General features: G+C 66.1%; 19 protein-coding genes. 7 read left to right on the forward strand and 12 right to left on the reverse strand.

Features of this window, described 5'->3' with window-relative positions; genetic code table 11:
* Positions 1 to 9 precede the first annotated feature (9 nt).
* Complete coding sequence (gene uvrC, locus BST47_RS01630; protein ID WP_083123444.1) at positions 10 to 2022, reverse strand: excinuclease ABC subunit UvrC; 2013 nt, start codon at positions 2020 to 2022, stop codon at positions 10 to 12.
* Between the two features lie 53 nt (positions 2023 to 2075).
* Here uvrC and BST47_RS01635 point away from each other — a divergent pair, with 53 nt between their 5' ends.
* Positions 2076 to 4037, forward strand: a complete 1962-nt coding sequence (locus tag BST47_RS01635; protein ID WP_234809537.1) for a gamma-glutamyltransferase family protein — start codon at positions 2076 to 2078, stop codon at positions 4035 to 4037.
* Entirely contained in the window at positions 4034 to 4504 is a 471-nt protein-coding gene (locus BST47_RS01640) for a GNAT family N-acetyltransferase (RefSeq protein WP_083123446.1), read from the forward strand. The genes BST47_RS01635 and BST47_RS01640 overlap by 4 nt, the downstream gene beginning before the upstream one ends.
* Here the strand turns inward: BST47_RS01640 and BST47_RS01645 are convergent.
* The 4 genes from BST47_RS01645 to BST47_RS01660 form a co-directional block, all read right to left on the reverse strand.
* Positions 4491 to 4940, reverse strand: coding sequence for a PH domain-containing protein (locus tag BST47_RS01645; RefSeq protein ID WP_083123447.1), 450 nt, complete (start codon positions 4938 to 4940; stop codon positions 4491 to 4493). The two genes, BST47_RS01640 and BST47_RS01645, sit on opposite strands and share 14 nt — an antisense overlap.
* Entirely contained in the window at positions 4937 to 5422 is a 486-nt protein-coding gene (gene ribH, locus BST47_RS01650) for a 6,7-dimethyl-8-ribityllumazine synthase (RefSeq protein ID WP_083123448.1), read from the reverse strand. The genes BST47_RS01645 and ribH overlap by 4 nt, the downstream gene beginning before the upstream one ends.
* Positions 5423 to 5470: 48 nt before the next feature.
* Entirely contained in the window at positions 5471 to 6802 is a 1332-nt protein-coding gene (locus BST47_RS01655) for a bifunctional 3,4-dihydroxy-2-butanone-4-phosphate synthase/GTP cyclohydrolase II (RefSeq protein ID WP_083123732.1), read from the reverse strand.
* Positions 6803 to 7563: 761 nt separating this feature from the next.
* Positions 7564 to 8196, reverse strand: coding sequence for a riboflavin synthase (locus BST47_RS01660; RefSeq protein WP_083123449.1), 633 nt, complete (start codon positions 8194 to 8196; stop codon positions 7564 to 7566).
* A 110-nt stretch (positions 8197 to 8306) separates the two neighbouring features.
* Between BST47_RS01660 and BST47_RS01665 the strand changes: the two genes are divergently transcribed.
* Together BST47_RS01665 and BST47_RS01670 are read left to right on the forward strand one after the other, a co-directional pair.
* A complete protein-coding gene (locus tag BST47_RS01665) occupies positions 8307 to 8999 on the forward strand; it encodes an LppX_LprAFG lipoprotein (RefSeq protein ID WP_083123450.1) in 693 nt (230 codons plus the stop codon).
* A complete protein-coding gene (locus tag BST47_RS01670; protein ID WP_083123451.1) occupies positions 8999 to 10702 on the forward strand; it encodes an MFS transporter in 1704 nt (567 codons plus the stop codon). Before BST47_RS01665 ends, BST47_RS01670 begins: the two co-directional genes overlap by 1 nt.
* 7 nt (positions 10703 to 10709) lie before the next feature.
* Here BST47_RS01670 and BST47_RS30585 read toward each other — a convergent pair whose 3' ends face one another.
* Complete coding sequence (locus BST47_RS30585; RefSeq protein ID WP_165799725.1) at positions 10710 to 10862, reverse strand: hypothetical protein; 153 nt, start codon at positions 10860 to 10862, stop codon at positions 10710 to 10712.
* Between the two features lie 182 nt (positions 10863 to 11044).
* On the opposite strand from BST47_RS30585, the gene BST47_RS01675 reads away from it, so the two are divergent.
* From BST47_RS01675 to BST47_RS01685, 3 genes are read left to right on the forward strand one after another with little or no spacing between them, the layout of a single operon-like run.
* On the forward strand, positions 11045 to 11608 hold the full coding sequence (locus BST47_RS01675; protein ID WP_207568516.1) for a type 1 glutamine amidotransferase domain-containing protein: 564 nt from the start codon (positions 11045 to 11047) through the stop codon (positions 11606 to 11608).
* Positions 11609 to 11653: 45 nt separating this feature from the next.
* A complete protein-coding gene (locus BST47_RS01680) occupies positions 11654 to 12703 on the forward strand; it encodes an ABC transporter permease (RefSeq protein ID WP_083123452.1) in 1050 nt (349 codons plus the stop codon).
* A gap of 3 nt (positions 12704 to 12706) precedes the next feature.
* Positions 12707 to 13759, forward strand: a complete 1053-nt coding sequence (locus tag BST47_RS01685) for an ABC transporter ATP-binding protein (RefSeq protein WP_234809538.1) — start codon at positions 12707 to 12709, stop codon at positions 13757 to 13759.
* Here the strand turns inward: BST47_RS01685 and ribD are convergent.
* The 6 genes from ribD to BST47_RS01715 are packed head-to-tail and all read right to left on the reverse strand — an operon-like array spanning position 13756 to position 20117.
* A complete protein-coding gene (gene ribD, locus BST47_RS01690; RefSeq protein ID WP_083123453.1) occupies positions 13756 to 14757 on the reverse strand; it encodes a bifunctional diaminohydroxyphosphoribosylaminopyrimidine deaminase/5-amino-6-(5-phosphoribosylamino)uracil reductase RibD in 1002 nt (333 codons plus the stop codon). The two genes, BST47_RS01685 and ribD, sit on opposite strands and share 4 nt — an antisense overlap.
* The gene (rpe, locus tag BST47_RS01695; RefSeq protein WP_083123454.1) at positions 14754 to 15431 is read right to left on the reverse strand and encodes a ribulose-phosphate 3-epimerase; all 678 of its coding nucleotides are present in this window, start codon (positions 15429 to 15431) and stop codon (positions 14754 to 14756) included. Before rpe ends, ribD begins: the two co-directional genes overlap by 4 nt.
* Before the next feature lie 4 nt (positions 15432 to 15435).
* Positions 15436 to 16809 carry an RsmB/NOP family class I SAM-dependent RNA methyltransferase gene (locus BST47_RS01700; RefSeq protein ID WP_083123455.1) on the reverse strand — a complete coding sequence of 458 codons (1374 nt, stop codon included), beginning with the start codon at positions 16807 to 16809 and terminating at the stop codon, positions 15436 to 15438.
* Positions 16806 to 17735 (reverse strand): methionyl-tRNA formyltransferase, encoded by a 930-nt coding sequence (gene fmt / locus BST47_RS01705; RefSeq protein ID WP_083123456.1) that lies wholly within the window; start codon positions 17733 to 17735, stop codon positions 16806 to 16808. Before fmt ends, BST47_RS01700 begins: the two co-directional genes overlap by 4 nt.
* A gap of 34 nt (positions 17736 to 17769) precedes the next feature.
* A complete protein-coding gene (locus BST47_RS01710; protein ID WP_083123457.1) occupies positions 17770 to 18306 on the reverse strand; it encodes a LemA family protein in 537 nt (178 codons plus the stop codon).
* A complete protein-coding gene (locus tag BST47_RS01715; RefSeq protein ID WP_083123458.1) occupies positions 18300 to 20117 on the reverse strand; it encodes a DUF2207 domain-containing protein in 1818 nt (605 codons plus the stop codon). Before BST47_RS01715 ends, BST47_RS01710 begins: the two co-directional genes overlap by 7 nt.
* Between the last annotated feature and the right edge of the window lie 23 nt (positions 20118 to 20140).

Genomic DNA, 20140 nt, shown 5'->3' on the forward strand with positions numbered 1-20140 from the left:
CCTGGTCTGTCATCCGGATGCTCTGCTCTGATCATTGCCGATAACCGGTTCGGGCGCTCCGGAATCGGGCGGGACGCCGAGAGCGTCCAGAACGGCCTTCGCCGTCGCTGCACCGATGCCGGGCACGGCGGTGATCTCCTCGACGCTGGCCTCCTTCAAGCGCGCGACCGATCCGAAATGGGTGACCAGCGCCTTGCGACGATGCTCGCCGAGCCCACGGATCGAATCGAGGGCCGACGCCGTCATCCGCTTCGACCGCTTGCTGCGGTGATAGGTGATCGCAAACCGGTGCGCCTCGTCGCGTACCCGCTGCAGTAGATACAAACCTTCGCTGTTGCGCGGCATGATCAGCGGGTCAGGCTCAGCCGGCACCCACACCTCTTCCAACCGTTTCGCCAGCCCGATGACGGCGACATCGCTGATCCCGAGATCGTCGAGCACCGCTTGCGCGGCGTTGACCTGCGGGGCGCCCCCGTCGACCACAAACAGGTTCGGGGGGTAGGCGAATTTGCGCGGTTTTTCCGGCGGAGCCGCCCCGGCGGCGACATTGTCCTGGGCCGCAAGTCCTTTCGCGTCCTGCAGGTCGTGCAGGTGCCGGTGGAATCGCCGCCTGGTCACCTCGGCGATCGACGCGACGTCGTCGGAACGCCCCTTCCCAGCCGCGCCCCTGATCGCATAGTGGCGATAGTCGGATTTGCGCGGCAGCCCGTCCTCGAACACCACCAACGAGGCCACTACATCGGTGCCCTGAACGTGGCTGATGTCGACACATTCGATGCGAAGCGGCGCGTCCGCCAGACCCAGCGATTCCTGAATGCTCTGCAATGCAGCGCTTCTTGCGGTGAAGTCGCCGGCTCGCTTGAGTTTGTGCTGTGTCAGCGCATCCTGCGCGTTGCGTTTGACGGTCTCGGCGAGCGCGCGTTTGTCACCACGCCGAGGGACTCGCACCGACACGCGTGAGCCGCGCAGCTGGGACAACCACGTCTCGATTTCTTCGGCGTTGTCCGGCAGACACGGGACCAGCACCTGCCGGGGCACCGGCGTCAACGACGTATCGGCGGCCCCGTCGAGGTCGGCCTGATCGCCGTAGAACTGGGTCAGGAACTGCTCGACGAGGTGCTCGAGGGCGGATTCGCCAGGCTCACCGGACTTTTCGACGATCCAACCGCGCTGGCCGCGTACCCGGCCGCCCCGCACGTGGAACACCTGCACAGCGGCTTCCAGATCGTCATCGGCGAAGGCCACCACGTCGGCGTCAGTGCCGTCTCCGAACACCACGGCCTGCTTCTCCATGGCCCGTTTCATCGCGGAAATGTTGTCCCGCAACCGGGCCGCCCGTTCGAAGTCCAGCAGCTCGGCAGCCTGGTTCATCTGGTGTTCCATGTCACGGATCAGCCGGTCGGTCTTGCCCGCCAGGAAGTCGCAGAAGTCGTCGACGATCTGCCGGTGTGCGTCGGCCGTCACCCGCCCGACACACGGTGCCGAGCACTTGTCGATGTACCCGAGCAGGCAGGGCCGGTCGATCTGCCTGTGCCGCTTGAAAACTCCCGCTGAACAGGTGCGCGCGGGAAAGACCCGGGTCAGCAGGTCGAGCGTTTCGCGAATCGCCCAGGCGTGCGAGTAGGGCCCGAAATAGCGAACACCCTTCCGCCGCGCGCCGCGATAGACCATCAGCCGCGGGTACTCCTCGTTCAACGTCACAGCGAGCACCGGGTACGACTTGTCGTCGCGGTAGCGCACGTTGAACCGCGGATCGAACTCCTTTATCCAGTTGTACTCGAGCTGCAGCGCCTCGACTTCGGTGTTGACCACCGTCCACTCGACTCCGGCCGCAGACGTCACCATCTGGCGGGTGCGTGGTGCGAGGCCGGACAAATCGGCGAAGTAGGAGTTCAGCCGACTCCGCAGGCTCTTGGCCTTGCCGACGTAGATCACCCGACCGTGCGGATCCCGGAACCGGTAGACACCCGGCTGGACGGGAATCGACCCGGGAGCGGGTCGGTACGTCGCGGGATCGGGCACGGATTCCAGGTTACTGCCGTCCCCGGACGAGTCCGATGAACTACCGTCGGGTGATGCGGTTTTCGGCGCTGACTAAGGTGATGGCCCCGCTGACCGGCGTCGTCGTGGTGCTTGCCGGATGTGCAGCCGACGAGAACACGGAGCCAGACGCCGCCGGACCGTGCGCAATCGTCGCCAACGGCACCCCGGCGCCCAAGGCCCCGGCCAGCCCGACGGTATCCACTTCCCGAAACATTTCCACCAATCCCGCGGTGGCGACCGGGTACCGCAAGGACATGACCGCCGTGCGGACCAGCACCTACTCCGTGGCCACCGCCAACCCGCTGGCCACCCAGGCGGCATGTGACATTCTTCGCGACGGCGGCACGGCCGCCGACGCACTGGTCACCGCGCAGGCGGTGCTCGGTCTGGTCGAGCCGCAGTCGTCCGGCCTTGGCGGCGGCGGCTTCCTGTTGTACTACGACGCGGCGGCTGACTCGCTACAGGCCTACGACGGCCGAGAGACGGCGCCGGCGGCGGCAACCGAGAACTACCTGCGCTGGATCTCCGACACCGACCGCACTGAACCCAAGCCCGACACCCGGGCATCCGGCCGTTCCATCGGCGTGCCGGGCATCGTGCGGCTTATGCAGGATGTGCACGCCGAGCACGGGAAGACCGGTTGGCGCGACTTGTTCAGCCCCGCCGTCGGCCTCGCCGACGACGGCTTCAAGATCAGTACGCGGATGGCGACCGCCATCGCCAGCGCCGCGCCGCAACTGAAATTGGATCCCCAGGCGGCCGAATACTTCCTGAACCCCGACGGCAGCCCGAAGACCGAGGGGACGACTCTGACCAACCCCGCCTACGCAAAGACGTTGGGGGTCATCGCATCTGATCCGCAGTCGTTTTACACCGGTGCGATCGCCGGCGATATCGTCGACGCCGTCGCCGACATCTCAGGCGGCCGCACACCGGGCATGATGACCCGCGAAGATCTTGCCGGGTACGCCGTCAAAACGCGCGAGCCGCTGTGTTCGCCGTACCGCGGCAAGGAAATCTGCGGCATGCCGCCTCCCTCGTCGGGGGGCATCGCGGTCGCGTCGGCGCTGGGCATACTCGAACACTTCGCCATGGCCGGCTATAAGCCCACGGACATCGATCTCAACGGGGGCAGACCATCCGTGATGGGCGTGCACCTGATATCCGAGGCGGAGCGGCTGGCCTACGCCGACCGGGACAAGTACGTGGCCGACACCGATTTCGTCCCGCTGCCCGGTGGCACGCCCAATACCTTGATCAACAGCGACTACCTCGCGGGCCGCGCGGCGCTGATCTCCGAGCAACGTTCGATGGGGACAGCGAAGCCAGGAGAATTCGGCCCGCCGACGACGCCAGTGCCGCCGCCCCCGGAGCATGGAACAAGTCAGATCAGCATCATCGACGCGCGCGGAAACGCCGCGTCGATGACCACGACGATCGAGTCTTCGTTCGGCTCGTTCCACATGGTGGACGGCTTCGTCCTCAACAACCAACTCACCGACTTCTCGGCCGAACCCACCGGACCCGACGGCGCTCCAGTAGCCAACCGGATCCAGCCCGGCAAGCGGCCGCGCAGCTCGATGGCCCCCACGTTGATCTTCGACGCGGCAGACCAGCCCGGAACGCGAGGTCCGCTTTACGCGGCACTCGGATCGCCGGGTGGCTCGGTCATCATCCAGTTCGTCGTGAAAACCATTGTGGGAATGGTGGATTGGGGCCTGGACCCGCAGCAGGCGGTGTCCATGGTCGACTTCGGCGCGGCCAACACTGCCAAGACCAACGTCGGCGGCGAGCATCCCGTCATCGACACCTCCGGCCCCCCTGGACTGGCTGGCGACCGCGACCCGCTGGTGGTCGGTCTACGCAAACTCGGACATCAAGTCGACCTGGCCGATCAGACCAGCGGATTGTCCGCGATCATCCGCGACAACGACGGTTTCATCGGTGGCGCTGATCCTCGCCGTGAGGGGCTGGTGATGGGCGACACCAGGTGACCGCGAAGGTCATCCGTCTCGCCGAGTCCGATTGGAGGGTCTTCGCCACGATCCGGTTGCGGGCCCTGACCGACGCCCTCGGAGAGCAGGATCCGCAATATAAAAAGGAAGCGGGATTCACCGCGGCGCAGTGGCGGCGACGGCTACGCAACCACACGCAATTCGCGACGCTCGTCGACGGCCGCCCCGTCGGGTTGATCGCCGCACAGCGGGAGAATCCGGACTCGGTGTATCTCTATTCGCTGTGGTTGGACCCGACCGTTCGTGGTCGGGGCCTGGCACGCCCGCTGGTGGCAGCAGCGGTGGACTGGGCGCGCAACGAAGGCGTCCAGACCATCACGCTGCGGGTCGCTTCCGGCAATGTGGCGGCGCGCGCCGTTTACGAGAGCCTGGGATTCAGGTTTGTCGCCGCGTCCGAAAACACCCAACCCCGAGACGAAGTCGCGATGACGCTCAGCGTGAGTTGATGCCCTTGTAGCGTGCAAGCAGTCCACGAACGGTCTCCATCGCCTCGACTGCCCGTTCTTTGTCGACCGCCTGAATCGCGAGCACCGGAACGTACTCATCGTCTGGCAGATCCACCCGGGCCCAGCGGGCGCCGGGATGAAAGGACACGTCCACGACGTCCGACCACGCAATGAGCCGATAAGCCAACAGGTTCCGCACCGCGATCCCCTGCGCGCCGACCCGGATCCGCGGACGCGCGAACATCAGCACGAGCGCCGCGATGACGACACCGAGCAGAGCGATCGCCACCTGATCGGCGGTCTGGAAGATCACGCCTGTCGACGCGATCTTCAGCAGTGCTCCGACGGTGACGTGCGCCGCCAGGATGAGCGCTGCCGCGCCGTACGCGAAATACGGTGTCAGATGAGGCCTTATCTCGACATCCCAGTCGCTCATGATCGCCGCCGCCGCAGGTCGCGCAGCGTCAACGCGGTGGATATCGCCGCCGCCGCCGCCTGCGCACCCTTGTCCTCGGCCGAACCGGGCAGCCCGGCGCGATCCAGGGCCTGCTCCTCGGTGTTGGTGGTGAGCACGCCGTTGGCGACGGGGGTCGAAGCATCCAACGACACCCGGGTCAGACCCTGCGTGACTGCGTCACATACGTAGTCGAAGTGTGGTGTTTGCCCCCGGATAACGACACCCAGCGCTACCACGGCATCGTGAGTGGCGGCCAACGCCTGTGCGACGACGGGGATTTCGATGGCACCCAGCACACGGACGACCGTCGGGCCGCTGATTCCGGCATCTGTGGCGATCTTGCGCGCACCGTCGAGCAGCGCATCACAGATGGTTCCATGCCACGTGCTGGCGACGATGGCCAGCGTCAAACCCGAGGCGTCGAGCTGAGGCAGATCGGGAACGCCTGCGCCACCGCTCAATTCAGGACTCCGTCCTGGCTGCTCAATTCAGGACTCCGTCCTGGCTGCTCACAGGGCGCCGCCGAGATCGCGCTCGGGTGACGTGCGGTCACGATCACCCAGCAGGTACACACCCTCTTCGTACGAGTCCATGGTCACGGCCTCGTGGTACTCATCCAAACCGATGAGGTCGTGGCCCATCCGGTCACGCTTGGTCATCAAATAGCGGATGTTCTCCGCGTTGGCGCGAACCGGAAGCGGAACACGCTCGATGATGTGCAGCCCGTAGCCGTCGAGTCCGACACGCTTGGCCGGGTTGTTGGTCAGCAGCCGCATCGACCGGACCCCGAGGTCGACGAGGATCTGTGCGCCGATGCCGTAGTCGCGCGCATCGGCAGGCAGGCCGAGTTTCAGGTTGGCGTCGACGGTGTCCTCGCCGGCGTCCTGCAGCTGGTAGGCCTGCAGCTTGTGCATCAGGCCGATGCCGCGGCCCTCGTGACCGCGCATGTACAGCACGATGCCGCGACCTTCGCGGGCCACCATCGCCAGCGCGGCGTCCAATTGCGGACCGCAATCGCAGCGCCGGGACCCGAACACGTCACCGGTGAGACATTCCGAGTGCACCCGGACGAGGACATCGTGCCCGTCACCATGCGGTCCGGCGATGTCGCCGCGCACCAGCGCCACGTGCTCGACATCTTCGTAGATGCTGCTGTATCCGACCGCGCGGAACTCGCCGTGCCGTGTCGGGATGCGCGCCTCGGCGATGCGCTCGATGTGCTTCTCGTGCTTGCGACGCCACTCAATGAGGTCGGCGATCGAGATGAGCGCCAAGTCGTGCTCGTCGGCGAAGACCCGTAGCTCATCGGTCTGCGCCATGGCGCCTTCGTCTTTTTGGCTGACGATCTCGCAGATCGCCCCGGCGGGCTGCAGACCGGCCAGCCTGGCCAGGTCGACGGCGGCCTCGGTGTGACCCGGACGGCGCAGCACGCCACCGTCTTTCGCGCGCAGCGGCACGACGTGGCCGGGCCGGGTGAAGTCGTCGGCGATGCTGGTGGGGTCGGCGAGCAACCGCATCGTGGTCGCGCGGTCCGAAGCCGAAATACCGGTTCCGACACCCCTTTTCGCGTCGACGGTCACGGTGTACGCGGTGCCGTGCTTGTCCTGATTGACCGCGAACATGGGCAGCAGGCCCAGCTTGTCGCAGACCGCGCCGTCGAGCGGGACGCACAGATAGCCGGAGGTGTAACGCACCATGAAGGCCACCAGCTCGGGAGTCGCCTTCTCGGCGGCGAAAATCAGATCGCCTTCATTCTCGCGATCCTCGTCGTCGATGACCACCACGGCCTTACCCGCGGCGATGTCGGCGACCGCCCGCTCCACGGTGTCAAGCCTCGTCACCACATCAGTATGAACCACCCAGGCCGAAGTCTTATTCTCGCTCCCCTGACCTGGGTTTTCGGTTTATCTCCCGAGCAGTCGACCCGCCGCCGATCTAGTCGCCAGCGGGCCGCTACCAGGACTGCGGGTGAATCCGTGGTCTAGTGAACCCAGAACCCACGGTCGTCCCAGTGACCGGGTGGAACTCCGTACACCGGATTTAGGAACGGTCCGAGGAAGGGATCCTTTTTGACCTGTCCGGGTGGCCCGAACGGGTTGTGTCCGGGAGGCCCTTGGAAGGCATCGCACGGCCACGGCCAGCATCCGCGAGGCCCGTTGTCAGCGTGCGCCGTACCGATACCGAGACCCAGAACCGAGACGCCCAGCGCCCCCGTCATCGCTGCTGTTGCGGCAATTCTTTTCATATTCATATCGAACTCGTTTCTCCTAACCTGAAGGAAGCCGGCCCAACCAGTTCTCGTGAACTCGCACCGGAGGCAGGCGCGGCCAATTGCACTTCTTGCTTCCCGTTCCATGGCTACCCCGGGATAGACGAACGAAACCGCTTTCTTACAGAGCTTTTGTTGGAAAACGTATTTCTGCTCGCAAACCTAAATAACTGGTCCGCAAATATTTATCCGGGCGAACCGACTTTGACATGCTGTTCTTAATATCTGCGTGCACGTCAAGATCGTTACTCGACGCTGATCGATCAGAAATTTGCGGATGACCATTGCCAGGGCCGCGACTGACACACGCGGCAGTCGAGACTAGGGTGCCCCTCAGCTGGGAGAAAAGTCTCCCGAGCCGTCGATCAGGCCGTCTTTGGCATCCAGCAGCCGCTCGACATATTTGGCGATGATGTCGACCTCGAGGTTGACCGAGGTGCCGACGCCGGCACGTCCCAATGTCGTCAGCTCGAGCGTGGTGGGAATGAGCGAGATCTCGAACCAGTCATGTCCGACGGCGGACACCGTCAGCGACACACCGTCGACGGTGATCGAGCCCTTCTCGACCACATATCTGCTGAGGGCCATCGGCAGTGCGATCCGCACCACTTCCCAATGCTGCGCGGGTGTACGCGCGATGACGTGGCCCGTCCCGTCGACGTGGCCCTGCACGATATGACCGCCGAGGCGGCTGTTGACCGCCGCCGCGCGCTCCAGATTCACCCGGCTCCCCACGCCGACACCGCGCAGGCTGGATCTGTTCAGCGTCTCGCCCATGACATCGGCGGTGAACGCACCGTCGGAACGCACCTCGACGACGGTGAGGCACACGCCGTTCACCGCAATCGAGTCGCCGTGCCCGGCGTCCGAGGTGACGATGGGCCCGCGGATGGCGAACCTGGCGGAGTCGCCCAGGTCTTCCTTGCCGACGATTTCGCCCATTTCTTCGACGATTCCGGTGAACACGCCGCCAGACTAATCCCCCGTTGAAGAAAGTCCAGCTCATCGGCCACTTCTGAGCTCCCGCGCGCGCCCGCCCCCCGTCTGCTGGTGAGCCCACCCACTACGATGCACTCATGCCGACCCGCCTATTGGCGATCTTCGCCGCGCTATTTACTTCCCTCGCTCTGCTCGCAGGGTGCTCAAGCTCCGAGGACAACTCGAACCTGCCCGACGCCGCGACGCTGCTGCAGCAGTCCGCCGAGACCACCAAGAGCCAGACGAGCGCGCACCTTCTGCTCACTGTCCAGGGTGAGATTGCGGCGCTTCCGATCGAGTCGCTCGAAGGCGATCTGACTCTCAAGCCCGCCGTCGCCGCGGAGGGCAAGGCCAACCTCTCGTTCCTGGGCACCCGCCTCGAGGGCGTCGGCTTCGTCGTCCTCGACGGCACCTTGTATGCCGCCATCACGGCCGGCACCTACCAGGACTTCGGACCGGCCGCCGACATATACGACGTCTCGGCGCTCCTGTCGCCCGAGAAGGGTGTGGGCAACGTCATATCCAATTTCTCCGACCCGAAAGCCGAGGGCCGCGAGACCATCAACGGCGTCAAGACGGTTCGCGTGACCGGAAAGATCAGTGTCGAGGCCGTGAACGCGATCGCGCCACAGCTCGCGGTGACAGAGCCGGTCCCCGGCACGGCGTGGATTGCCGAAGAAGGCGACCACGAACTGGTCCAGGTCAAAATGGAGCCCGCCCAGGGTCAATCCGTCACGATCGCGATCTCTGACTGGGGCAAGCCGGTCACCGTCAACAAGCCGACGGTCTGATGCAGGCCTCGACCGAAACCGCGCAACCGGTGACCGCCGGTCGGCGCATCGCGATCAGCGCGGGCAGCCTTGCGGTGCTGCTCGGTGCTCTCGACACCTATGTCGTGATCACGATCATTCGCGACATCATGAACGATGTCGGCATCGCGGTGAACCAGATCCAGCGGGTGACACCGATCGTCACCGTGTACCTGCTCGGCTACATCGCGGCGATGCCGCTGCTGGGCCGCGCGTCGGACCGGTTCGGTCGAAAGATGTTGTTACAGGTCAGCCTTGCCGGTTTCGCCGTCGGCTCTGTTGTGACGGCGATGTCGACGGATCTCGACATTCTCGTCATCGGGCGGTTGATCCAGGGCATTGCCAGCGGTGCGCTGCTCCCGGTCACACTGGCGCTCGCCGCCGACCTGTGGTCGAGCCGCAAACGTGCCGCGGTGCTCGGAGGTGTCGGCGCCGCCCAGGAACTCGGCAGTGTGCTCGGACCCATCTACGGCATCCTGCTGCTCTGGGCGTTCGGCCATTGGCAGTCGGTGTTCTGGGTCAATGTGCCGCTCGCGCTCATCGCCATGGTGATGATCCACTTCAGCCTGCCTGCGCGTCAGAAACCCGAGAATCCCGAGAAGATCGACGTCGTCGGCGGTCTGCTTCTCGCGTTGACCCTGGGCCTGGCGACCTGGGGCCTCTACAACCCCGCCCCGGACGGCAAAGAGGTATTACCGCGCAACGGTGTCATTTTGCTCATCGGCGCTCTCATCGCGGCCGTGGCGTTCTTCGTGTGGGAACGGTTCGCCAAAACCAGGCTGATCGAGCCCGCAGGCGTGCACTTCCGGCCGTTCCTCGCGGCGCTGGGCGCGTCCCTCGTCGCGGGCGCCGCCCTGATGGTGACACTCGTCAACGTCGAGCTGTTCGGTCAGGGAGTGCTCGACAAAGACCAGATCGAGGCCGCCCTGCTGCTGCTGCGGTTCCTCGTCGCGCTGCCGATCGGGGCTCTGCTCGGCGGCTGGATCGCCACCAAGGTCGGCGACCGGATCGTCGCGTGCGTCGGGCTGTTGATCGCCGCCGGTGGCTACTACCTGGTCTCGGGTTGGCCCGCGGACGTTCTCTCGGCCCGCCATGACCTCGGCTTCATCTCGCTGCCGATGCTGGACACCGATCTCGCGATCGCCGGCCTGGGGTTGGGCCTGGTGATCGGCCCGCTGACGTCGGCGACCTTGCGCGTGGTTCCCGCCGCCCAGCACGGCATCGCCTCGGCGGCCGTCGTGGTTGCCCGGATGATCGGCATGCTCATCGGTGTTGCGGCGCTGTCCGCATGGGGCCTGTACAAGTTCAACCAGTACCTGCAGGAGCGCCTCGCGGCGTTGCCGCCCGCGGACGCCGACTCCCCCGGTGGCCTCATCGTCGCCGCGACCGCCCGAGTGAGCGAGGCATCCCGCCAGGCCTACGTCCTGCAGTACGGCGAAATTTTCAAGATCACCTGTCTGGTGTGCATTGTCGGGGCGGCCATCGCCCTGCTGATCAGCGGTCGTGACGAGCACGCTGACGAGCCCGAACCCGTCGAAGACGGTCCGCAGCGGGTGCGGGTCGGTTCACCAGCTGATGACAACCCGACTCAAGCGATCGAGACGCCGACACACCGCATTTCGAGGCAGTCTGCGGATGAAACGGCCCGCCTGGAACAACCCGGGGGCCACCGCCGACCCGATTGAATCCGGGTCAGCAGCGCTCGAGTCCCGGGCCCATCAGGGTGTGCTCGGGTAGTGATTGGGGCTCCTCGACCGACAGGCCCCTGATCGCGCCCCGGATCAGCGACTTGAGGTTCCGGGGATCCATTGGCCGATCACAGAGCCAGTCCTGCAATGCAGTCATGCTCGTCGTCCTTCGCTCGTGCTCACCCGCGCAGCTCGTCGGTGAAAGCGCGATATCCGGCAGAGATCACAGCCGAACCAAAATGGCCGACTCTGGTACGAGTGTACCGACCTGAGTGGCACTGTTTGTTGGTCACCACGCCGGGTATGCGTGAAAAAGCGACGATCAAAGGACAAAAATTCATGGCAACTTCACTGAATGGCAAGACTATTGCGTTCCTGGTCGCGCCCGAAGGCGTTGAGCAGGTCGAACTGACCGAACCGTGGAAGGCGGTCGAAGAGGCGGGCGGGACACCTGAACTCGTGTCGACCGAAGTCGGCAAGGTTCAAGGCTTCAACCATTTGACGCCGGCCGACACGTTCGAGGCGGACAAGGCTGTGGGCGGCGTGTCCGCATCCGACTACGCCGCGCTGGTATTGCCTGGCGGCGTCGCCAATCCCGACTTCCTCCGCATGAACGGCGATGCCGTCGCCTTCGCCAAGGGCTTCTTCGACGAAGGGAAACCCGTCGCGGTCATCTGCCACGGGCCGTGGACGCTGGTCGAGGCCGACGTGGTGCGCGGCCGCACGATCACCTCGTGGCCCAGCGTCAAAACGGACCTCGTCAACGCTGGCGCAAACTGGGTCGACGATGAAGTCGTCGAATGCTCGCGCGGCCCAAACACATTGGTTTCGAGTCGCAAACCCGATGACCTGCCCGCCTTCTGCAAGTCGTTGGTTGGGGTTATTTCAAAGGTCACATCGTAGCCAAACCTGACCCGCGAACGTGCAACCGTCGGTAACGTCGCCAGCATGCTGATGGCCGCGCTGCGCGACATGCAGTGGCGACGACGGCGATTCGTCATCGCGATCCTGTCCACCGCGATCATCTTCGCGATGACGCTCGTTCTCACCGGTCTGGCCAACGGGTTCCGCGTGGAGGCCGACAAGACCGTCGATTCTCTCGGCGTCGACCTCTTCATCGTCAAGGCCGGTGCGTCAGGTCCATTCGTCGGGGCGACGCCGTATGCGCCGGTGGAACTGCGCAGGATCGCGAACGCGCCCGGCGTGGAGGCGGCCGCTCCCCTCGCGTACGCAGGCGGAACGGCCACGCTCGACGGTTCGACGCGCAATGTGGACATTTTCGGGGCGCCGGAGAACGGTCCGGGCATGCCCGCGGTCTCAGCGGGCCGACCGCCGTCGACGCGCGACGAAGTGGCGGTTTCTTCCACGCTCGGCAAGGGCATCGACGACGAGGTCGAAATCGCCTCGCGCAAGCTGCGCATCGTCGGCATCGTCGAGAACTCCACCGCGCTGGCGAATCTGCCGAACGTGTTCCTCACCACCGAGGGCGCCCAACAACTGGTGTACGCGGGCGAACCCCTCGTCGCATCGATCGGTGTGCGCGGCACGCTCGAGGAGGCGCCCCCCGGATACCGCGCAATCGACCGCGAGGGCGCCGTCGAAGATCTGTTGCGGCCGCTGAAGGTGGCCGTCAATTCGATCACGATCGTGGCCATTCTGCTGTGGGTGGTCGCCGCGCTCGTCGTGGGTTCGGTGATCTATCTGTCCGCACTCGAACGTCTCCGAGACTTCGCGGTGTTCAAAGCGATTGGGGTGCCCACCAAATCCATCGCGGCCGGGCTCGCGATGCAGGCGGTCATCGTTGCGCTGCTCGCGGCGCTCGTCGGCGCCGGGCTGTCCATGTTGCTCGGACCCTTGTTCCCGATGCAGGTGATCGTGCCCGGCGAGGCATTCGTCGCGTTGCCTGTCATCGCGATCGTCATCGGGTTGATCGCCAGCGCAACAGGTTTGCACCGGGCGGTCGCCGTGGACCCCGCCCTTGCGTTCGGAGGTCCCTAAATCTTGGGCGATCTCAGCATTCAGGACCTGGTGGTCGAATACGCCAGTGGCGCCGACACCGTCCGCCCCATCGACGGCTTCGATCTCGATGTGTCCGCCGGTTCGCTGGTGATTCTGATGGGACCGAGCGGGTGCGGCAAGACGACGCTCCTTTCGTGTCTCGGCGGCATCTTGAAGCCGACTTCGGGCGCCATCAAGTTCGGCGATGTCGACGTGACATCGCTTGAGGGCCATGAGCTTTCGAATTACCGACGCGAAACTGTGGGCATCGTCTTTCAGGCGTTCAACCTGGTGCCCAGCCTCACCGCGCTCGAGAATGTCATGGTGCCGCTCCTCGCGGCGGGTCAACCGCGCCGGGTGGCCCACAAGCGCGCCGGACAACTGCTTGCGCGCGTCGGCCTGGAGGAGCGGATGTCTCATCGTCCGGGTGATCTAAGCGGGGGCCAACAGCAGCGAGTGGCGGTCGCACGTGCGATCGCTCTCGATCCGCCGCTGATACTGGCTGACGAACCCACCGCACACCTGGACTTCATTCAGGTGGAGGAGGTGCTGCGGCTCATCCGCGAACTGGCCAGCGGCGACCGGATGGTCGTCGTCGCGACCCATGACAGCCGGATTCTGCCGTTGGCCGATCGCGTGGTCGAACTCGTTCCGGATTTCGCGTCGACGGACCGCGCCCCCGACACCATCGAGTTGGAGGCCGGCGATGTGCTCTTCGAGCAGGGCACGATGGGCGAACTGATCTACGTCGTCTCCGAGGGTGAGCTCGAGATCGTCCGCGAGTTGGCCAGCGGTGGTGAGGAATTGCAGAAGCTGGCCAAGCGCGGCGACTACCTCGGCGAGATCGGGCCGGTGTTCCACCTGCCTCGCTCGGCGACTGTGCGGGCGCGCACCGACGCGACGGTCATCGGCTACACCGTGCGCGCGTTCCGCGAGCGCCTTGGTCTCGGCGGTGTGCGCGATCTGATCGAGCACCGACCGCTGAACACTGACCCCGAATCCGAATCCGAACCCGAACCCGAATCCGATCCAGACGCCGACGCAGAAACCGACTAATTCGGCACCAGGCTGAGCAGCACGTCGGGCCCTATCGACTCGACACTGTCGAACCGCCAGCGCTGCGCGTGCGCGATCGACAGCACGCCGACGTCATCGATCGCGGTGATCGGGCCGCCCAAGAGAATGGGGCCGATGTAAGCCAGGATGCGGTTGATCACGCCGGCGCGCAGAAACGCGCCCGCCAATGTCGGTCCGCCCTCCAGCAGCACATCCGTCCGGTCCGACAGCGCTTTGATGACCTCGTGCGGATCTCGGGTCCTGATCACCATCGTCCGCGAGTCGTCATTCAGAACCTTTGCCTCAGAAGATATTTCGCGCTCCCCCACCACCACGCGCAACGGCTGGCGTTCCGCCAGAGTGCCGTCCGGCAGTCGTGCGGTCAGCAGCGGGTCGTCCACGAACACCGTACCGGTGCCGACGAGCACCGCGTCGGCCACAGCGCGTCTGCGGTGCACGTCGGCGCGCGCCGCCTCACTGGTGATCCACTGACTGGAGCCGTCCGCCGCGGCGCTTCGGCCGTCGACACTGGTCGCGAATTTCCATGTCACGTGCGGCTGCCCGGTGCGCTGTTTGTGTAACCACTCCCGCAACGGTCCGCTGGCGACGTCATCAGCCAGCACGCCCGCGGTCACGTCGAGTCCGATGTCGGCCAGCCGCGACGCCCCGCCCGCCGCTACCGGGTTCGGATCCGCCACGGCGTACGCCACCGCCGAAACACCGGCCGCGACAAGCGCATCTACGCAGGGCGGAGTGCGGCCATGGTGTTTACACGGCTCCAGCGTCACCACCGCCGTGCCGCCGACGGCGCGCTCGCCCGCTCTGCGCAGCGCGAGCACCTCGGCGTGCGGGCCTCCCGGCGGCTCGGTCGCCCCGACACCGGCGACGTCGTTGTCGCTGTCCAGGATCACCGCGCCCACCGGCGGATTGGGATATGTCGCACCCTTGACCCGCTCGGATTGTTCGATCGCCAGCCGCATCGCGGCCTCGAGGTTCATAGCTGAAGATGCGTGGATGCGTCTGCCGCCCGGCGGCGCAACGACTCCACAGCGGCGGCGGGGTCCGCCGCGCTGTAGACCGCCGAGCCGGCCACGAAGCAGTCCACTCCGGCCAGCGCCGCCTCTTCGATGGTGTCGGCGTTGATGCCGCCGTCGATCTCGACCACGATCGTCAGCTCCCCCGCGTCGACGAGTCGGCGAATGGTGCCGACTTTCGGCAGCACCTCGGGGATGAACTTCTGGCCACCGAATCCCGGCTCGACGGACATGATCAGCACGGTGTCGAACTCCCGCAGGATCTCCAGGTATGGCTCGATCGGCGTGCCGGGTTTGACGGAAAGCCCGGCCTTCGCGCCCGCCGCGCGAATGTCGCGTGCCACGCCGACCGGGTTGTCGGTCGCCTCTGCGTGAAACGTCACGTTGTAGGCGCCCGCCTCGGCGTACGGCGGCGCCCAGCGCTCGGGGTTGTCGATCATCAGATGGCAGTCCATCGGGATGTCGGTCCGCTTCAGCAGGGCTTCGACGACCGGCAACCCGATGGTGAGGTTCGGCACGAAGTGGTTGTCCATCACGTCGACGTGCAGCCAGTCCGCGCCGGCCACTGCGGCGGCCTCGTCGCCCAGCTCGGCGAAGTCGGCGGCCAGAATCGACGGCGCGATCAGCGGCTTCGGCATGGCCTCACCCTACTTTGAGCGCCGCCGCGAACATCGCATCGGTGCCATGCCGGTGCGGCCACAACTGCACGTACGGCCCGTCACCGAGGTCGTCTACCGGTGCGAAGAGCGGCCGGGTGTCCAGCGCCGTCACCGGATGACGACGCAGTGCGTCGGCGACGACGCCCACGGTCTCGGCGAGATGCGGCGAGCAGGTGGCATAGAGCACCACACCGCCCGGCCGGGTGAGCCGGATCGCCGAGGCCAGCAGCTCGCGCTGCAGTTTGGCCAACTGCGGGACGTCGCCGGGCACCCGACGCCAGCGCGCCTCGGGCCTGCGCCGCAGCGCGCCCAGCCCGGTGCAGGGTGCATCGACCAGCACCCGATCGAATCCGGGATCCAGCCCGGGATCCCGGCCGTCGACGCGAAGCACATCGACCGGCAGCCCCTTGGTGTTCTGCTCGACGAGTTCGGCGCGGCGTTCGGCTGGTTCGACTGCGGTCACCCGGCCGCCGTCGGCGAGCGCCGCCAGCAGCGCTGTCTTGCCACCCGGCCCGGAACACAGGTCCAGCCAGCGTCCGGTGTCCGGGCCGTCCAGCTCGGCAAGTGTCAGGGCACGGGCCACCAGCTGGCTGCCCTCGTCCTGAACGAGCGCGGCGCCGTCCCGGATCGCGGCGAGCCGGCCCGGATCGCCGCCCGGCAGGTACACCGCATACGGCGAGTAGCGGCCGACGGTACCGTCGACCTGCTCGGCGAGCTGCGCCGCGGTCAGCACCCCCGGGCGTGCGGCCAGATGGACGACGGGCCGTTCGTCATCGCTGCTCAACAGTGTGTTCAGCTGTCCGGCTTCGGCGCCGAGCGCGTCGGCGAAAGCCTGCGCGATCCAGCGCGGATGCGCGTGCACGAATGCAGCATGACCGATGGGATCGGCGGTGGCTTCGGGGGCCAGCTCGCTCACCCAACTCGCCTCGTCGCGGCCCGCGATCGTGCGCAGCACACCGTTGACGAAACCTGCTCGTGCTGAATCGAATTCGACGCCGGCCTGTTCGACCGTGGTCGACACCGCCGCGTGCGGTTCGACGCGGGTTCGCATGAGCTGGTAGGTGCCTAGGCGCAGCAGATCCAGCAGCACCGGATCGATATTGTCCGGGGAACGTCCCGCTGCCGCAGCGATGATCGCGTCGAGCAGGCCGCGGGTGCGGCAGGTGCCGTACGTGAGTTCGGTCGCGAAGGCGGCGTCCCGCCCGGTGATTCCGCGGTCGCGCAACATCGCGGGAAGCGCAAGGTTTGCGTAGGCATCCTTCTCCGACACCGCGCGAAGAACGTCGAATGCGGCGCGACGGGCCGGGTCGAGCGGCTTACGCCGCGCAGAGCGCTTGTTGTTTCGAGGCCTGGTCATTGGGCCCGCGCGTTTTCGTCGAGGCGTGCGCCGCGGGCCCAGTCCACGGCATTCATCGGCTTCTTTCCGGGGGGCTGGATGACACCGAGCGCGACGGGCTGCGAACCGGTGCCGATGTGCACGCCCTTACGTTCGACTCGGATCGCCCCGGGCGGCAGCGTGTCCGCGGACTCCTCGACGCTGACGGGCCCGACCTTCACTCGCACATCCCCGATCATGGTCCACGCGCCGGGGTTTGGCGTTACCGCCCGGATACGGCGCTCGACGACGTGCGCGGGCAGGTCCCATCTCACCCGGGCCTCCTCGACGGTGATCTTCGGCGCGATGGTGATGCCGTCGGACGGTTGCGGCACGGCCGTCAGCGATCCGTCGGCGACGCCGTCCAGGGTTGTGGCCAACAGCGCCGCACCCGAGATCGACAGCCGCTCAAGCAGTTCCCCCGCAGTGTCGGTGGGCCGGACGGTTTCGGTGACCACGCCGTACACCGGTCCCGAATCGAGCGCGGGTTCGATCTGAAAGGTGGTGGCGCCCGTCACGGTGTCGCCGGCGGCGATGGCTGCTTGCACGGGGGCGGCACCGCGCCAAGCCGGCAGCAGCGAGAAATGCAGGTTGATCCAGCCATGCTTGGGCACAGCGAGCAGTCCCTCGCGCAGCAGTGCGCCGTATGCGACGACCGCGCAGCACTCGGGTGCCAGCGCCGCCAGCTCGTCGATGAACTCCTCGGAGTTGGGCTTGGTCGGCCGCAGCACGGGGATGTCGTGGTCCATGGCGAATCGTGCCACCGGCGACGGTGACGGTTTGCCCCGCCGACCGGCGGTGGCGTCGGGGCGGCTGAGCACGGCGACTACATCGTGGCGTGGCGATTCCACGAGCCGCGCCAACGATGGCACGGCGGGCTCGGGGGTGCCTGCGAAGACAAGACGCACCGCGCCAGTCTAGAAGTGCCCCACCCGGAAAAATTCAGCGAGGCGTCTGGTAGTACTCCTGCTCACTCACACCGGTCAGCGGCGCGACGAACATCCACGGGATGGTGGTGATCAACCCGTTCAGGGTGGCCACCGAATCGTTGTAGTACTGACGCGCGAAGGCCAGCTTGTTCTCGGTGTCGGCCAGATTGTCCTGCAGGTTCAGGAAGTTGTTCGACGAGTTGAGCTGCGGATAGCTCTGGCCGAGCGCCAGCAGCGGCACCAATGCGGAATCCAGATCCTTCTCGGCGGCGCTGCGCTGCGCTACCGACGTGCCGCTCGTCGCCGACGTCAGCGCCGCGCGTGCATTGGTGACGTGGTCCAGAACACGCTTTTCGTGGCCGGCGAACGTCTGCACCGTGTGCACGAGGCTCGGTATGAGCGACGCCCGCCGGGTCAGCTCGACGTCGATGCCGGAAAGGGCTTCGGCCACCCGTACGTGCGCCGAGCGGATCTTGTTGTAGCCCAACACGAAGATGATCAGTGCCGACAGCGCCAGCACCAGCACGATGACGAGCAACAACCTCACCATGATCCGCCTCCTCCTCCGCCGCCGCCTCCGCCTCCACCGCCGGAGCTGGAGCTGCTGCTACTGCTGCTGCCGCCGCTCGAGGATGATGCCTGCGACGCGGTGTACGCACCGATCGACGACGACACCGCGGACTCGAAGCTGTCGAAGTCCGGGCCACCGGAGCCTGCGACGAAGCCGGAGCTTCTCTGCGAGGGCGAGTCATACCAATCGGGTTGCGGTGCAACGGTACCCGTCGTCGTCTCGTATTTCTTCGCCCACAACGCCGCGGCACCGGCGGCGACCGCGAACGGGACGTACGCCGAGTAGAGGTCCTTGCGGGCCCCGAAATCAAAGCGCGTCTCGGCCGAATCAGTGGTCAGCATCCGGTGGAATCCGCCTGCGCGCGACCACAGTTCGCGGCCGGCCTCGGTGCGGCGGGAGCCCACACCATCCCTCCAGGACGCCGCGGAGAACAGGAAGAACGCCGCGAAGGGCAGCGCCCACATGGTCGTCGGAAATCCCCATCGGAAGAAGCCGAACAACATCAGGATGAAGGCGACCGCGTTGGCGGTTCGCACCCAAAGTTCCTTCTTGCGCTTGACCATCAGCCCGTCGTCGAACGCCCACTTCTGCACGGCCGCGTTCATGTCCGTCTTGGCCTTGCTGAGTTTCTTTCCCGCTGAGGCGGTCTTCTTGGCCTCGAACTCCTTGCCGGGGCCCATCACTTTGAGCGCCGATCCGACCGCCACGCTGACCGGGTCGACGTCGGCCCATGCGCCATTGTCGGCCCTGCCGCGGAGGGTCCACTGTTTCTCGTTGACCTGGCGCATGTCGATCAGACCGCGTTCGGCGAGATAGAACAGCGTGGCGGTCAGGCCGCTCTTCGGCACGCTCTCGGTGCGGATGTATTCGGTCTGCACCGGCCCCAGTCCGGGCGGCGGCCCATATTGCAGCGGGAAACCGGGTGAGGGTTCAACGGTGGTGCGGTAGTACAGGATTGCGCCAAGCGCGCCGGCGACGGTGAGCGCGAGCACCCACAGCACGCCACCCACCGACTGGCCGAGGACGCGATCCCAGGCGAAGGACCACGGCACCTCGTTGCGAGGCGGGGTCGGCACGTCGACACCGGCGCGCAACGTCACTGGGGTCCGTGGCGCCAGATTCGACGCCGACAACTCGACCCTGTTCCCGCTGACGGTCAGATCGTCGCAGGCCCGGCCGATACCGAAGCCCACGGAGCACTGGGCGCGTCCGATGTCGCCAGGCAGGGTGACCGAGATGTCGGCCCGTTCGATCTCGTTGTTCCATGCCTGCGCGATGACGTTCCAGAAGAACACGGACGGCGATATCGAGTCGTTGCCGGTGGAGTCGGCGAACTTCTTGTCGGCGCCGGTTGTGCCCGGATCAAGGACACCGTCGATGTTGTAGCGGATCTCGAAGACATGCGTGCCGTAGCTGAGGTACTCGTCCGGGTCGCCGATCTTCGCCACGCGGAACCGCTCGCCGCCTTCCCAGAGCATCTGGTAGGGCGCCGGTTCGCCGTCGAGCAGGATCGAAGTGATCTCCGGGATCTGCCGCACCCCCGGATCGTTCTGGTTGTCGACCGCCCAGTACTTGAAGAGCCCGTGGCGACCGCCGGGGAATTCGGCGGTGATCGTCTCCACCGCGTCGAGGCGCCCGCCGGCACTGACGATGAGATCGACGTCGTAGTTGCTGAAGACCACCGGGTCGTCGGCGTCAGAAGCCTCCGACGACGGACGGAACACGACCGGCCACAGCACCCCAACGGCGATGAGCGCCAACGGAATAAGCATCAGAAAGAAGCGACGCACGCCAACCTCCTGTCCGCAACACC

The organism is Mycolicibacterium tusciae (assembly GCF_002086795.1).
Classification (GTDB): domain Bacteria; phylum Actinomycetota; class Actinomycetes; order Mycobacteriales; family Mycobacteriaceae; genus Mycobacterium; species Mycobacterium tusciae.